The organism is Salinigranum salinum, from assembly GCF_009176545.1.
Taxonomy (GTDB): domain Archaea; phylum Halobacteriota; class Halobacteria; order Halobacteriales; family Haloferacaceae; genus Salinigranum; species Salinigranum salinum.
Window position 1 is genome coordinate 109,896 of record NZ_VTOJ01000001.1, and the last position, 14,493, is coordinate 124,388.

Below are 14,493 nucleotides of genomic sequence, written 5' to 3' on the forward strand. Positions count from 1 at the left end.
GGCAAGGACTGCAGCCGTCGGGGCACATCGTCGTGTGATCGGGCGAACGACGCGGTTTCGGGGGCGCGTGGGTCGTGTGCACGAGACGCGGACGGTCAGACACGAAGCAGGCGTACTCGGAGACAGAGAACAGCACAGTGAACGACACCCACACCTGCACCACGACGACGGCGTTCAGCGCGTACGGGTACCCGACGGGAACGATCTCATCCAGCGGACGTACCACGAACTCACGGACGGAACGACCGAGACCGACGCGTCGCGGATCCGGTTCGGCGAACTCGACACCGCGTTCCGGTGAGCGTTCACCGGACTCACGACGCTGGGAGAGCTCCCGCCGGTCGTCGAGGCGGCGCTGGCGGACGGGCTCTACTTCACTCGCGAACAGTACGAGGGGACCGACGCCGACCTCCGGCCGGTGGTCGTCCCCGCGTTCTACCGCGAGGTCACCGGCTTCCGCTGCGCGTACCGCTGACGACCTTCCGCCGCTCCGACGACCGGTTCAGAGGAGAGACAGCCCGGTCGAAACGCTATACGAGCGACCATCACGGAAGCGGTCAGCACTGCCCGGACCGCAGTCGGTGACGCGCGGGCGGTACGTTAACGACAGGAGCGTCCGTTCGTGAGCGGCCGCGCCGGAGCGGTCAGACGTTCGTGGCCGGACCGATCTGTTCGGTGTCGGCCACCAGCGCAGAGACTGTCTCCTCGAGCGCGTCTACTCGACCACACAACCGTTCGTTCTCGTCTTGGACCTCCTGGATCGTCGTCCGTAACCGTTCGTTCTCACGGGCGAACTCGTCGACGAGTCGCTGCTGTCGTTCGGCGCTCGTTTCGACGGCGGTGAGACGGTTGTGGTAGGTGTGGAGTCGCCCGGCGACCGGTTCGAGGTCGTGCAACCCGACCGCGACCGTCACTGTCGTCTCTTCGGGGCCTCCCTCCTCGACACCGGCGAGTGCACGCCCGATCATCAGTGGGTGTTCGAGCGGGTCCCACGCGGCCGGGTCGACGGCGCTGGCGACTCCGTCGTCCGCGTCCGCAGGGACGAGGAGATCGCCGGCGTCGACCGGCCCGCGAACGCGAACCGCCACCTGTCCGGTGAGCGCGAGCGGAAGGTGAGCGTGTTCCTCCCCGTCGGGCGGGGTGTTCCCGAGGACGACGTAGCGGTCCGAGACCACCAGCACAGCGTCGGCTCCGGTCGTTTCGCGGACGACCTCCCCTGCACGGAGTCCCACGACCGCGCCCGGCTCGAACTGGTCTGCAGGGTCCGCTTTCGGGAAGAACTCGGCGAAGTCACCGAAGCCGCTCGCGTACGCGATCCCACCGCCACTGCCCTCGATGCGGCCGACGACGGTGCCTTCGTCCATGAACGTCACGAGGTTCTGACTGCTGTCGGGAGACGGGTCGTTCACCTTCAGCGCCAGGACGTTACCGTCTCCGTCCGAACTCGTGTTCTCGATCGCGACCACGTGATTGCCCACCACGTGGGCGCGTCCACTGACACCGTCTCTGACGTCGAGCCTCGTGCGAGCGTCGGTCTCGGAGTCGGTTCCGACACCCACCGTCCCCGCGAACGTAGCCGCGTCCTCCGTGAGGTCGAGAGTATCGAACGTCGGGCGGCGTCCGGTAGACGTCAGCGCCGTCCAAGAGGAACCGTCGCCGACGTACACCCGCTCGGTGTCGGTGGCGAGGAACTTCGCTCCGTCCTTGGGTTCGTACACCACCTTGCGCTCGTCACGGTCACGGATCTCGATGTCGGTGTCGTACTGTTCGAAGTTCTCGTTCAGCGGGACGTGCCAGTTCTCTTCACCCTTCGCCGGAACGTTGTATTGGTGGTTCTGTGTTGGAGACATGGGTCCACTCTTCGGTTGTCGTCGGCGCTACCCGCCGTAGGTGTGGTGTCCGTACCGTCGCTCGCCGTAGTGGGTCTCGAGGACCGATGGTGTCACCGACTGATCGGGAGGCGTGTCCGTCGCCGTCGTCGTTCCATCGGACGAACCGGGAGTCCCGCCATCTGACGACGAATCCGGGAGCAGCGGCGGGACGCGGTCGGCCCCGACGAAGTGCCAGAAGCCCCCGACGACGGCGACGAGAGTTCCCACAGCGGTGACGAGGGTTCGACGATCGGGCGACGGCGCAGACCCGGAATTCGAGGGGAAGTTGAACGTGACGCCGACGACGGGAACCGTCACGCTCTCGATCCACTGGTAGTAGGCCAGTAAGACGAGAAAGATGCTCAGTGGCGCGGCCAGAAGCAGCACGCGTGCCTGCTGGGGATACCGGTCGAACAGTCCGAACCGGATCAACACCCAGAGGACGACGACGAACGCGACCACCCATCCGATGGTGCTCACGGCGAATCCCCACCAGGAGCGGCCGACGGATTCACCCCCTCGACGATCGGCAGGCATACTATACGATCGTCGATATTAGTGTTAATAATACATCACTTTTTTGCCGGATAGCCGGACGTTCTGTGGACCTCACGAATCACCGCGTCACTCGGCCGGCCACTCGCCAGGACGGCTGTCCGTCGTCTCGACGTCGGTGCCGGCGTCATCCATCGTCTCGCCGACCGTGCGAACCGGCGGGGCACCTGTTCGGGCGCGAGGGGCCCATGTTCGACACGCGGAAGATCTACCCGCCGAGGTGGGCCGACCCGCCGGGGCTGCTGACGTTGCGCTCCGTGGCGCCGTTGACGACGAACGTGGCGTCGTGCTCGCGGGCGACCTCGCAGATATCGGTGCCAGGGGTGAGCAGGCGCGTCGAGGTCTCGTTGTGGACCAGCGTCACGACGTCGGTGTCGTCGGTGACGGCCGCGGCGACGTCGTCGACCGCGATGGACTCGTCCCACTCGACGCGCGTACACAAAGGCGTGAGCGGTCGGCGATCCGGGCGAATCGACGGCCGAACGTCCCGCTGACGAGCGAGACGACCCGCCCCGGTCGTCGGCTCCCCCGGAGAGCGACGAGTGCTCGAAGACGGAGTCGAGTCCGTCCCGGGCGCGCTCGTACACCGCCTCGAACTCGGCGGAGCGGTGCGACACCATCGGCTCTGCCATCGACGGGGGCACCTCGTCTGTCACCGGCACGGGGTTGGGGTTGAGGAGCATGAAGTCCTCGGTCATGGAAGGGAATTCGGAGCCGTCGGGACAAGCGTCGCGGAACGCTCGTGACTGCCGGAACCGGACGAGTCGTGTCGGATGGGTGTACGGAGCTGGGAGTGTGGCCAGCAGAGTCCACGTGCACGGTCGTCGGGACTGTCTGCTCGACCATCAGAGTCGTCCGACGAACGGCGTGATCGTACGGACCCCGGTGCGCGGCGAGCGGCCACACCACCGAAGCGACGCAGTCGCGTCGAACCTCTGTTCACTCGCTCCGCTCGTTCACGAAAACCTCCCCGTCCAGTGTGTCCGGGCCGGAGTCCAGGCACGGTCCCTCGCGCGACAGGGCTGGCGACCGGAGCCGCCAGCAGTGCGCGCCAACTGTCGCTGTGGTGACGGTCGGGGTGAGAGGAGTCGTCCCACCGACCAGGGTGTCGCGAGCGAAGGGCCGAAACGTCGAGGTGAGACGAGGCGACCGCCTCCTCCGGAAACGGTCACGAGAACGGATCCCGAACCGCCTGCACAACCCGGTCCATTTATTCCCGTGCGCCCAACCACCCGTCGATGACAGAGGGCGAACTCGAGTCGGAGACGGACAACCCCTACCTCCGAGCGCCGCCGACGGAGTTCACGCCGGTCGAGGAACTCTCACGCGAGGCGGCCGAGGAACAGGCGCGGCTCCTCCGCGAGGCGCTCCACGAACACGACCGCCGGTACTACGTCGAGGCAGATCCGGTGATCGCCGACCGGACGTACGACGCACTGTTCACCCGGCTGGAGAGCCTCGAAGCCGAGTTCGACCTCGCGACGCCCGACTCGCCCACACAGCGTGTCGGTGGCGAGCCGGTCGACGAACTCGACACGGTACCGCACGTCGCGCCGATGCTCTCGATCGACCAGTCCGTCGAGGAGCACGAGGTCAGGGAGTTCGACCGGCGGGTCCACGAGGCGGTCGGCGACGTCGCCTACGTCTGCGAACCGAAGTTCGACGGCCTCTCGGTCGAGGTGGTGTACGAGGACGGCGTCTTCGAGCGGGCGGCGACCCGCGGCGACGGCGAGAAGGGTGACGACGTCACCGCACAGGTACGGACCATCAGGGCGGTCCCCCTCCGCCTCCGGGGAGACCCGCCTCGAGAACTGGCCGTCCGCGGCGAAGTGTACATGCCCCGAGACGCGTTCACCCGGTACAACCGCGAGCGCGTCGAATCGGGCGACGAGCCGTTCGCCAACCCCCGGAACGCCGCCGCCGGCACCCTCCGGCAGCTCGACCCCTCGGTCGTCGCCGACCGGCCGCTCGCGTGTTTCTTCTACGACGTGATGGCCGCCAGCGACGGCGAAGAGCCAGAGACGCAGACCGAGTCGCTCGACCGGTTCGCGGCGTGGGGGCTCCCGGTGGCCGACAGAGTCGAGCGCGTCGACGACATCGACGCCGCCATCGCCTACCGGAACCGGCTCCGGGACGACCGCGACGACCTGGACTACGAGGTCGACGGCACGGTGATCAAAGTCGACGCGAGAGCGGCACGGAAGGAACTCGGGTCGACGTCCCGCGCCGTCCGGTGGGCGTTCGCCTACAAGTTCCCCGCACGCACCGAGGTGACGACCGTCGAGGACGTCGTCGTCCAGGTGGGGCGGACGGGACGGCTGACGCCCGTCGCACTCCTCGATCCCGTCGACGTCGGCGGCGTGACGGTGTCTCGGGCGACGCTGCACAACCCCGACGAGATCGAGAGTCTGGGGGTCGACGTCGGCGACCGCGTCCGCGTCAAGCGCGCGGGCGACGTCATCCCGCACGTCGACGAGGTTGTCGAGAAGCGTTCCGAGGGGGTGTTCGCGTTCCCCGACACCTGCCCCGTCTGCGACAGCCCGGTCGAGCGCGACGGCCCGCTAGCGTTCTGCACGGGCGGGTTGGCCTGCGAGGCGCAACTGGAGCGGACGATCCAGCACTACGGCTCGCGGAAGGGGCTGGACGTCGAGGGACTCGGCGGCGAGCGCGTCTCCCAACTGGTCGACGCCAGGCTCGTCACGGGGCTCGCTGATCTGTACCGGCTCTCCGTCGAGGAGCTCGCGGCGCTCGAAGGGTGGGGCCAGCGCAGCGCCGAGAAGCTCCTCGCCGAGATCGACGGCTCGCGGGCGCCGCCGCTGGACGACTTCCTCTCGGCGCTCGGCGTTCCCGAGGTCGGCCAGTCGACCGCGCGCAACATCGCCCGCGAGTTCGGCTCGATCGACGCGCTCCCGCTCGACGACGAGGGCGACTTCGACGCGTTCGAGGAGCGCCTGCAGACCGTCCCGGACGTGGGACCGACGGTCGCCCACCACGTCCGGGAGTTCTTCGAGAACCCCGAGAACCGCGCGGCCCTCCACGACCTGCTGGGAGAAGTCGATCCGCAGGACGTCGAAACGGACGACGGCGAGACACCGCTGGAGGGGCTGACGTTTGTCTTCACCGGGTCGCTGTCGGTCACTCGTGGCGAGGCGTCGGACCTCGTCGAGCGGCACGCCGGTCGCGTCACCTCGTCGGTGTCGTCGAACACCTCGTACCTCGTCGTCGGCGACTCCCCGGGGCAGACGAAGCGCGACGACGCCGAGACGAACGAGGTCCCCGAACTCTCGGAGGCGGAGTTCGAGACGGTGTTGCGAGAGCACGGGATCGACTATCCGCCGGCGTGAGACGCGTGACTGCGGAGGACGCCCGTTCCACGGGGTCACGACTCGGGCGGTAAATACGCCACAGGTGACACGCCAGCAACGTTTTTCTCGCTCACGCCCTGTAACAAGTGATGTCAACGCAACGACGGACCAGCAGTGAAGCGTACCGATGTCCGAAGTGTGACGGCGTTCTCGCGTACGCGGACGGGTCGTGGGGCTGTACAGACTGTCGGTACGTCCCCGGCCACGGCGCGGACTGAGACGCGACACGAACGAAAGCCCGACGCGGCGGTTACACGGCGGAGCCCCGTTCGGGGGCGGTCCCGGTGTCGGCAGTCGGTCGGCGTCGATGGAGGACGTCCGAGCCGGCGGTTCGGGAGCGGGAAGCGGCGAAGAAGCGGAGCGACTCGACGGAATCCGGCGCGGTGGCGCGTGCTGGCGCGACGGCGGTCGAGCACGGATGCGCGCGAGGGCCGGAACTGACGGTATCGACCGAAGAGAGGGTGGTATCGATCGAGGCGGTGGACGGGTCTCCCGGCCAGTCCGTCCCGCTCAGAGGTCCTGGTCGCGGAAGCCCCAGTAGCCGAGCACCGGCGGCACGACGATCCACGCGAGCAGCACGGCAAAGATGAACGGGCCGGAGAGGTACACCGGCACACCCTCCTGTAACACCTGCTGGGCCTGCATCTGCGTGAACAGCCCCTCCTTGACCAGGCGAGCCTGGATGGGGTCGCCGAAGTACACCTCCGCGACCAGCGTCTCGTACGCCCGGAGCGGGTTGAGGTATTTCACGAAGAGCCGCAGCTTCACCGTCAGCGCCCCCGACAGCGGCTCGAGCCCTGGAAGACGCTTGGCGACTTCGGTCAGGAGCTGTGGGAAGCCGCGGGCGACGAACGACCAGAGGAGCGCGAAGAGGAAGTACAGCCCGAGCGTCCCCAGCGTGGCCTGTCGTCCGGAGTCGGCGGAGGCGGAGACGCCGACACCGATGGAGACGAACGCCACCGCCAGGAGGGCGGTGAGTGCGACCTGCGGGAAGAAGTGGCCCGGGACGATCCGGGTGCCCGTCGCCAGGAGCGCGACGAGCGCGATGAGGAAGCCGACGAGCGCCGGAATGACGACCACGGCGCTCCGGCCGGCGATCTTCCCGGCGACGACGTCGCGGCGGTCGTGCGGGAGCGACAGCAGCAGTTTGAGCGTCCCGGACTCGCGCTCGTCGACGATCGCGCCGTAGGAGGTGATGAGGGCGATGAACGCGAGCGCGAAGGCGAGGAAGCCGGTGTACGAGAAGGAGAGGAAGCCCGAGGCGAACAGCCCGAACAGCGAGTCGGAGTTCGCGTCGGGGCCGGCGACGTAGACGTAAAACAGCACGGTCGTCCCGCCGAAGAAGAGGAGGAAAAAGGCCGAGAGTCCCCAGAGCCACCGCGAGCGGATGGCGTCCTCGAAGTCCTTCTGGGCGACGGCCTGCCAGCTCATGTGCGGACCTCCGTGTCGGCGTCCGACTCGGCGTCGGCGTCCTCTTCGGAGGGTTCGGCCGCCGCGTTCGAGGCAGCCTCCACGTCCGAGTCGGCTCCCGCGTCCGGGCCGGCCCGCCCGTCCGTCGGGTCGCCATCGTGCGTCGTGGCGGCGGGCCCATCGGAGCCACCCGACGCCTCGTCGGTGTACGCGAGGAAGAGGTCTTCGAGGGACGCCTCCTCGGTCTTGAAGTCCTCGACCGTCACCCCCGCCGATTCGAGCGCGTTGATGACGCGCGTCTTCGCGTCGCTCGAACAGGAGACAGTGAGTGTCTCGCCGTCGAGGCCGGCGTCGGTCACGCCGTCGAGTCCGCGGACGGAGTCGACCGCGCCGTCCACCCGACCGGCGACCGTGACGACGAGGCGGGTGTCGCCGCCGCGGGCGTCGCGGAGCCCTTCGATGCTGTCTTCGGCCACGAGTTCACCCTCGCGGAGGATGCCGACGCGGTCACAGACGGCCTCGACCTGGCCGAGGACGTGGCTCGAGAAGAAGATCGTCGTGCCGCGGTCGGCCTCCTCGCGGACGATGTCGCGCATCTCCTTCGCGCCCGCGGGGTCCAGCCCCGAGGAGGGCTCGTCGAGGACGAGCAGGTCCGGCTCTCCGACCAGCGCCATGCCGAGGACGAGTCGCTGGCGCATCCCCTTCGAGTACTCGTCGGCGCGGCGGTCGGCGGCGTCGGCGATGCCGACCCGGTCGAGAACGGCGTCGGGGTCGACCGAGACACCCTTCGACCGGGCGGCGAACTCGACGTGTTTTCGCCCGGTGAGCCGGGTGTACACGTCGTAGCCTTCGGGGAGCACGCCCGTCCGTGCGCGGACGGCGACGCTGTCGGCCTGGGCGTCCATGCCGAGGACGCGGACGCTCCCGGCGGAGGGCCTCACGAAGTCGAGGAGCATGTTGATCGTCGTCGATTTACCCGCGCCGTTGGGACCGAGGAAACCGTACACCTCGCCCTCCTCGACACGGAGAGAGAGGTCACGGACGGCGGTGACGTCTCCGAACCGCTTCGTCACCCCGTCGAGTTCGATGGCGGCCATGCAGGGGCTTTGTCCCACCACGCGGTAAAGCGTTTAGGTCCCGCTATCAGAGCTGACCTCCACTGCGGGGCCCGTCGTCGCCGTCGTCGGGCTACACCTCGTCACCGTCTCGGGCTACACCTCGTCGTCGGGGTCGTGTCTGTCGCGCATCCGCTCGGCCTCGGCGGCGTACCGGTCGCGGTCGACCGGATCGACCGGTGTCAACGACTCGACGGCGGCGTCGAGGGCCGCGGTGGTCCGGCTGCCCTGCTGTTGCATCACCGTCGCCGACCGTTCCTTGCGGAGGGCACGCTCGCCGTCCGGCGTGGCGTAGACGAGCGTGATGAGGTTCCGGTCGTCGTACGAGCGCTCAACCAGCCAGACGCGAGTCGACTCCGTCGCGTCGGTGGCGTCGTCAACGTCGGTCATACCGGGTACTCGAACCGACGGAATATACGCGCTCGCATCGACGGCGTCGATCCGCTCCGACGTGGCTCCGCGGCCCGATCGCCTGTGGCTCGGGAGTCCCCGGCGGACCCGTCACGCGCCTCGAACGGCGTTCGTGCCGGCCGACAGACCACATATCAACGAAGAGAACATACCCACGCGTTGTGGCTGGTAGTTAATACGGAGGCGGTCGATTTGGGTGACGATGGGGGACAGTCAGCACCAGGGGGATCAGGGAGACGTATTGACCAACCGACGACGTCGGTTGGTGCTCAGTCAACTACAGCGGCACGAGTCGATGACGCTCCGCGACCTCGCGGAACAGATCGCGGTCACCGACCAGGAGACGGACCTCGGATCGATGTGCGAGGAGGCCGTCACGGAGGTCGAAGTCGCACTCCACCACGTCCACGCGCCGAAGCTCGCGGAAGCGGGCTACGTCGACTACGACGCCCGGCGACAGCTCGTGGCACTGACCGGCAGTGGGCGACGGGTCCAGGTCGACACCGAGTGTGACGCGGGCCGGATCGAACCGTCGGAGACCGTCACGGTCGAACTCGGCATCGAGACGATCGAGAAGCTCCACGAGGCGATCACTCGGGACGAGCGGCTGAGCGCCCGAATGCGGTACGACGAGATCATCGGCACGCTCCTCGCCGACGCCGACCCCGGGACGGACCCGCGGGAAGACGAGACGGAAGCCCGGTAGGAGCGCCGTCCCGCTGTTTCGAACGAACGCCGACAGACACCGAGAGGCGCCGAGCCGCCGCTCCCGTCCACGCCGCAGACGGGGCGGACGGAGAAGCCTCAAGCCCGTCGGGGCGCTAGCGCGGCCGTGGAACCGAACGAGGTCCGCGCGCGGGCGAACGAACTGCCGCGGAGCCCGGGAGTGTACCAGTTTCTCGGGGGTGACACGACGCTGTACGTCGGGAAGGCGGTCGATCTCCGGGGTCGGGTCCGGTCGTACGCCGACCCGCGCGGGGAACGGATCCGGCGCATGGTCGCCGCGAGCGAGACGGTCGACGTCGCCGTCACCGAGACGGAGACGCAGGCGCTCCTCCTCGAGGCGAACCTCATCAAGCGCCACCAGCCGCGGTACAACGTCCGGCTGAAGGACGACAAGTCCTACCCGCTGGTTCAGCTGACCGACCATCCCGTCCCACGCATCGAGGTGACGCGCGACCCCGACCCCGGTGCGACGGTGTTCGGCCCGTTCACCCACAAGGGAAGAGTGGAGACGGTCGTCAAGGCGCTCCGGGAGACCTACGGGCTGCGCGGCTGCTCCGACCACAAGTACGCCGGGCGGGACCGTCCGTGTCTCGACTACGAGATGGGGCTCTGTTCGGCCCCCTGCACGGGCGAGATCGCCGAAGACGCCTATCGAGAAGACGTCCAGAGCGCAGTGCGGTTCTTCGAGGGCGAGACGGGCGTGCTCGCCGACCCGCTCTCGCGTGAGATGGAGGCCGCGGCGCAGGCACAGGAGTTCGAGCGGGCGGCGAACCTCCGGGACCGGCTCGCCGTGGTGGAGGCGTTCCACGGCGGCGGCGAGGAGGCCGTCAGCAGCCGGGGCGACGAACGCACCGTGGACGTCCTCGGGGCGACCGTCGAGGGCGACGCCGCGACGGTCGCACGTCTGCACGCCGAGCGCGGCCAGCTCGTCGACCGCTCTCGACACCGGCTCGACGCGCCCGAGGGGAGCGACGCGGCGGTGGCGACGCTGTTGGGCGCGTTCCTCCCGCAGTACTACGCCGAGCGGGAACTGCCGGACGCGATCCTCCTGTCCGAACGCCCCGACGACGAGGACGTCGTCGCCTGGCTCGAATCCGAGGGCGTCTCCGTGCGCGTTCCGGGGACGGGACGGGAGGCGAAACTCGTTGAACTCGCGCTGAAGAACGCCCGTCGCACCGAGGCGCGGACGGACGGGGTCGGTGCGCTCGCCGAGGCGTTCTCCATGCGGCGTCCCGAACGCATCGAGGGGTTCGACGTGAGCCACGCACAGGGCCGTGCCGTCGTCGGCAGCGACGTCTGTTTCGTCGGCGGCGACGCCGACACCGCAGCATACAGACGAAAGAAGCTCACGGAGGGCAACGACGACTACGAGCACATGCGCGAACTGGTCGCCTGGCGCGCCCGCCGCGCAGTCGAGGGCCGCGACGACCGACCCGACCCCGACCTCCTCCTCGTGGACGGTGGTCGCGGCCAGCTCGACGCCGCGCTCGCCGCGCTCGACGAGGTCGGCTGGGACCTGCCAGTGGTGGCGCTGGCCAAGGAGGAGGAGGTGGTGTTCACGCCCACCGACCGGTACGACTGGCCGACGACCGACCCGGGACTCCACCTGCTCCAGCGGGTCCGCGACGAGGCGCACCGCTTCGCCGTACAGTACCACCAGACGCTCCGCGACGATGTCTCGACCGTGCTGGACGACGTCCCCGGGATCGGCCCCGAGACGCGGACGAACCTGCTCCGACGGTTTGGTAGCGTCGACGCCATCAGGCGGGCCTCGGTCGACGACCTCACCGACGTCCCGGGCGTGGGCGAGAAGACGGCACGGACGCTCGGGGAACGCCTGTAGTCGGTCGACACGACGCCTGTCGTCGGGGCTATGCAGCCGCTGTCGCCGGGTCGAGAGCCGGATCGAGACGCTCGGGAGCGAGAGAGAGCCACACCGCGAGCACCGCCCACGGCACCACGACGACGACGCCCGTCACGGTCGGACCGAACAGGAGGGTCGGCGACGGACGCGAGAGGAGGACGCCGACGCCGCCGACCGCGTTGATCGCCCCGTGACCGAGCGCGGCGGGCCAGACGCTCCCGGACCGGAGCGTCACCCACGCGAGGAACGTCCCCGTGGCGGTCGTCATCCAGACCATCGCGAGCATTCCGATCCACGGCGCGCCGGGGTAGCCGACCCCGTAGTTGTACCCCATCGCGATCACCGGCCAGTGCCAGACGCCCCAGACGACGCCCAGGACGAGGACGGCGACCCGAGGACCGAGCGGGAGGAGCTTCGGGAGGAGGTAGCCGCGCCAGCCGAACTCCTCGCCGAACGCGAACAGCGTGTTGATCGCGGGGCCGATCGTGAGCGCCGCGAGGAGCTGCACGCCGACGAGCAGTTCGGGTGACAGCGGCGTCTCCGGCGGGAGCAGGTTCGAGACGGTCGAAAGCGTCGGATCGAACTGTCCGGGGAAGACCGCGAAGTAGAGGCCGACTCCGACCACCGTGAGTCCGGCGGGGGCGAACCAGGCGAGGAGGTACGAGCGGATCGCCGCGGGGAGGTTCGGCCGGAGGACACGCCGGGCCCCGTCGATCCCCTCGCCGGTCAGGAGACGCGTGAGGACGTGCGCGAGCGCGGGTGCGAACATGTAGCCGGTCGCGAGGAGGACGGTCGCGAGCGAGAAGCCGGCGGCGAGCGGCGGGCTGTTTCGGAGCCCACCCGTCGCCGCGATCAGTCCGCCGACGGCCCACGCGACCCCGAACGCGAGGGCGACGAAGAGGAGGACGCGACGGCGTTCGAACGTGTGAGGGCGGGAGAGCGAACCGGGGGCGGTCGCGGGCGGCGTGGAGGACGGGGACTGTGTGGCGGACGAGGACATGCGTATCGTTGCGTGCGTCGACCGCGGCCGTGTTCAGTGTAGCGGCGGGCTCGTCGGTGGTCGCACGCGAGGGTCGGCTCCCGTCACGGCGGGACTGTCTCGACGGCGCGTCAGGTCACGGACGAGGAAAACGGGGCGAGAGGGGGCGCCGACGCCGGCTCAGAGGTCGGCCGTCGTCTTCGCGTACTGCTCGGAGAGCTTCTCGCTCGCCTCCGCTAAGAGCGACTCCTCGTAGTCGTCGAGATCCCACTCGACGACCTCCTCGACGCCCTCGGAGCCGAGTTTGACCGGGACGCCGAAGGCGGTGTCCGACTGTCCGAACTCGCCGTCGAGTTTGACGGAGCCGGGGAGGACCTCGCCCGTGTCGCGGAGGACCGCCTCGGTCATGTGGGCGACGCCGGTCGCCGGACCCCACTCGGTCGCGCCCTTCCGAGAGATGACGTCCATCGCCGACTCTTTGAGATCCGAGAGGATCTCCTCCTTCTCGTCGTCGGAGAAGGAGGGGTCGGCGCCGTCGACGCGGACCTTCGAGAAGACGGGTACCTGGGCGTCGCCGTGTTCGCCCAGGATGGTCGCCTCGACGTTCCGGACGGGGACGTCGAAACGTTCGGAGAGGACGTAGCGGAAGCGTGCGGAGTCGAGTCGGCCGCCGAAGCCGATCACCTTCTCGCGGGCGCGGTCGCCGACCTCGTAGAGGTGGCGGTTGAGGAGGTCGACGGGGTTCGACGTCGTGATCGAGACGAAGTCGTCGTTGTACTCGGCCAGGGAGTCGTGGATGTCCGCCATGATGGGGGCGTTGTCACCCGCGAGGTCGATGCGCGTTTGCCCTTCCTTGCGCGGGATGCCCGCCGTGATGACGACGACGTCGGAGCCGGCGGTGGCCTCGTAGCCGCCCTGGACGACGCGCGTGTTCGAGTCGTAGGCGATGCCGTGGTTCGTGTCCGCGGCCTGCCCGACGGTCTTGTCCTCCATCTTCGGGATGTCGACGAGGACGAGCTCGTCGCAGACGTCCCGAAGCGCGATGTTGTAGCCGGCCGCTGCGCCGACCGTGCCGGCAGCGCCGACCACGCTCACTTTCGTCATACCACTTCGAAGGCCAACGGGACTCCGATTAAACGCTTCGGAACTACTGACAGCAGGGGTCGAACACGGCAGGCACCGACCCACGGGACGGCCGGTCGGCCCGGTGGCTTTTTCGACGCCAATCTCCTGCGTGGACGTATGAGCGACTTCGACAAGGAAGCGGAGCGAGAGAAGCTCCGCGAGAAGTACGAACGAGACCGGCAGAAACGCAAGGAGACCGAGCGGATGAGCCAGCTCCTCCTGCAGGGCGCGACGATGACGAACCACCACTGCGACACCTGCGGTGACCCCCTCTTCCGGTATCAGGGCCAGGAGTTCTGCGCGACGTGTGAGGGCCATGCCCAGGAGGCCGAAGCGCAGTCACAGGTGCAGGATGAAGCAGAGACCGCACCGGAGTCGGGACCCCCTCAGCGCACCGAGTCGTCACGGACGAGCGGAGCGGACGAGGGCGACGGCGGAGCCACGGCTGACGGCGAGAGGACGGCCGACGACGAACGAGCAGTGACGTCCGCGGCGGCGGATATCGACGCAGGAGGGCTGGCGACCGGGGACGAGGAGCCGACTCCGGACGCCCGGGCCGAATCGCCGCGAGCCGCCGAGGAGACCGCCAGCCGGTCCGAAGCCCCGGCAGCAGCCCGCGACGGTTCGTCGAACACTGGGACGCCGGGAGGAACGAGTCTGACGGGTGGTGAGGTGCCGACGACGACTGGGTCACCCGTGTCGCCAGCACCCACCCCACGCGACCAGGGATCGGGCCAGCAGGTCGAGGGCGATCTCGACGCGGCGCGCACGTCACTGGTCCGGACGCTGACGCGCCACGCCGAGCGGGCCGAAGCAGCTCAGGACCCCCGGCGGGCGACCGACCACCTGACGGCGGTTCGGGAGGCCGCCGAGGCACTCGCGGCGCTGGACGGGAGGCGGTGACGCGGATCCTCACCGCCGTCGACGGGAGCGGCACCGTCGGTCGGGCGATCCTCGGCAGCGCCGCCGAGACCGTCGTTCGCGCCGAATCGCTCCCTATCACGGTCGTCCCGTAACGGGCGGCCCACTCGGTCGGGGAACGAGGCGATCGGCGAGCTACCGGGTGGACGGC

Annotated in this window: 13 protein-coding genes and 1 pseudogene; 6 read left to right on the forward strand and 8 right to left on the reverse strand. The window is 69.0% G+C overall.

Annotated elements, in window-relative coordinates; genetic code table 11:
• The first annotated feature begins 76 nt into the window (after positions 1 to 76).
• On the forward strand, positions 77 to 301 hold the full coding sequence (locus FZP69_RS00480) for a hypothetical protein (RefSeq protein WP_152039442.1): 225 nt from the start codon (positions 77 to 79) through the stop codon (positions 299 to 301).
• A 343-nt stretch (positions 302 to 644) separates the two neighbouring features.
• Here the strand turns inward: FZP69_RS00480 and FZP69_RS00485 are convergent, their stop codons facing one another.
• From FZP69_RS00485 to FZP69_RS23485, 3 genes and pseudogenes are all read right to left on the reverse strand, one after another.
• A complete protein-coding gene (locus FZP69_RS00485) occupies positions 645 to 1,850 on the reverse strand; it encodes a hypothetical protein (protein WP_152039443.1) in 1,206 nt (401 codons plus the stop codon).
• Positions 1,851 to 1,877: 27 nt separating this feature from the next.
• Positions 1,878 to 2,408, reverse strand: coding sequence for a hypothetical protein (locus FZP69_RS00490; RefSeq protein ID WP_152039444.1), 531 nt, complete (start codon positions 2,406 to 2,408; stop codon positions 1,878 to 1,880).
• A gap of 274 nt (positions 2,409 to 2,682) precedes the next feature.
• Positions 2,683 to 3,124: pseudogene (locus FZP69_RS23485) on the reverse strand (pyridoxal-phosphate-dependent aminotransferase family protein); the annotation flags it as partial.
• Positions 3,125 to 3,664: 540 nt separating this feature from the next.
• On the opposite strand from FZP69_RS23485, the gene ligA reads away from it, so the two are divergent.
• Positions 3,665 to 5,770 carry an NAD-dependent DNA ligase LigA gene (ligA, locus tag FZP69_RS00500; protein WP_152039445.1) on the forward strand — a complete coding sequence of 702 codons (2,106 nt, stop codon included), beginning with the start codon at positions 3,665 to 3,667 and terminating at the stop codon, positions 5,768 to 5,770.
• A gap of 110 nt (positions 5,771 to 5,880) precedes the next feature.
• The gene (locus FZP69_RS23170; RefSeq protein ID WP_275689330.1) at positions 5,881 to 6,009 is read left to right on the forward strand and encodes a hypothetical protein; all 129 of its coding nucleotides are present in this window, start codon (positions 5,881 to 5,883) and stop codon (positions 6,007 to 6,009) included.
• Between the two features lie 292 nt (positions 6,010 to 6,301).
• Here FZP69_RS23170 and FZP69_RS00505 read toward each other — a convergent pair whose 3' ends face one another.
• The 3 genes from FZP69_RS00505 to FZP69_RS00515 all read right to left on the reverse strand — a co-directional run bounded on the left by FZP69_RS00505 (position 6,302) and on the right by FZP69_RS00515 (position 8,706).
• Positions 6,302 to 7,222 carry an ABC transporter permease gene (locus FZP69_RS00505; protein WP_152039446.1) on the reverse strand — a complete coding sequence of 307 codons (921 nt, stop codon included), beginning with the start codon at positions 7,220 to 7,222 and terminating at the stop codon, positions 6,302 to 6,304.
• Positions 7,219 to 8,298 (reverse strand): ABC transporter ATP-binding protein, encoded by a 1,080-nt coding sequence (locus FZP69_RS00510; RefSeq protein WP_152039447.1) that lies wholly within the window; start codon positions 8,296 to 8,298, stop codon positions 7,219 to 7,221. Before FZP69_RS00510 ends, FZP69_RS00505 begins: the two co-directional genes overlap by 4 nt.
• A gap of 114 nt (positions 8,299 to 8,412) precedes the next feature.
• The gene (locus FZP69_RS00515; protein ID WP_152039448.1) at positions 8,413 to 8,706 is read right to left on the reverse strand and encodes a hypothetical protein; all 294 of its coding nucleotides are present in this window, start codon (positions 8,704 to 8,706) and stop codon (positions 8,413 to 8,415) included.
• 223 nt (positions 8,707 to 8,929) lie between these two features.
• On the opposite strand from FZP69_RS00515, the gene FZP69_RS00520 reads away from it, so the two are divergent.
• Together FZP69_RS00520 and FZP69_RS00525 are read left to right on the forward strand one after the other, a co-directional pair.
• Positions 8,930 to 9,433: a DUF7344 domain-containing protein gene (locus tag FZP69_RS00520; protein WP_449329017.1), complete on the forward strand. Its 504-nt coding sequence runs from the start codon at positions 8,930 to 8,932 to the stop codon at positions 9,431 to 9,433.
• Between the two features lie 126 nt (positions 9,434 to 9,559).
• Entirely contained in the window at positions 9,560 to 11,296 is a 1,737-nt protein-coding gene (locus FZP69_RS00525; RefSeq protein WP_152039450.1) for an excinuclease ABC subunit C, read from the forward strand.
• A 28-nt stretch (positions 11,297 to 11,324) separates the two neighbouring features.
• Here the strand turns inward: FZP69_RS00525 and FZP69_RS00530 are convergent, their stop codons facing one another.
• Positions 11,325 to 12,317, reverse strand: coding sequence for a CPBP family glutamic-type intramembrane protease (locus FZP69_RS00530; protein WP_152039451.1), 993 nt, complete (start codon positions 12,315 to 12,317; stop codon positions 11,325 to 11,327).
• A gap of 159 nt (positions 12,318 to 12,476) precedes the next feature.
• Positions 12,477 to 13,400: a malate dehydrogenase gene (gene mdh / locus FZP69_RS00535; RefSeq protein WP_152039452.1), complete on the reverse strand. Its 924-nt coding sequence runs from the start codon at positions 13,398 to 13,400 to the stop codon at positions 12,477 to 12,479.
• A gap of 138 nt (positions 13,401 to 13,538) precedes the next feature.
• Between mdh and FZP69_RS00540 the strand changes: the two genes are divergently transcribed.
• Positions 13,539 to 14,324 (forward strand): Sjogren's syndrome/scleroderma autoantigen 1 family protein, encoded by a 786-nt coding sequence (locus tag FZP69_RS00540; protein ID WP_152039453.1) that lies wholly within the window; start codon positions 13,539 to 13,541, stop codon positions 14,322 to 14,324.
• Positions 14,325 to 14,493: the final 169 nt, after the last annotated feature.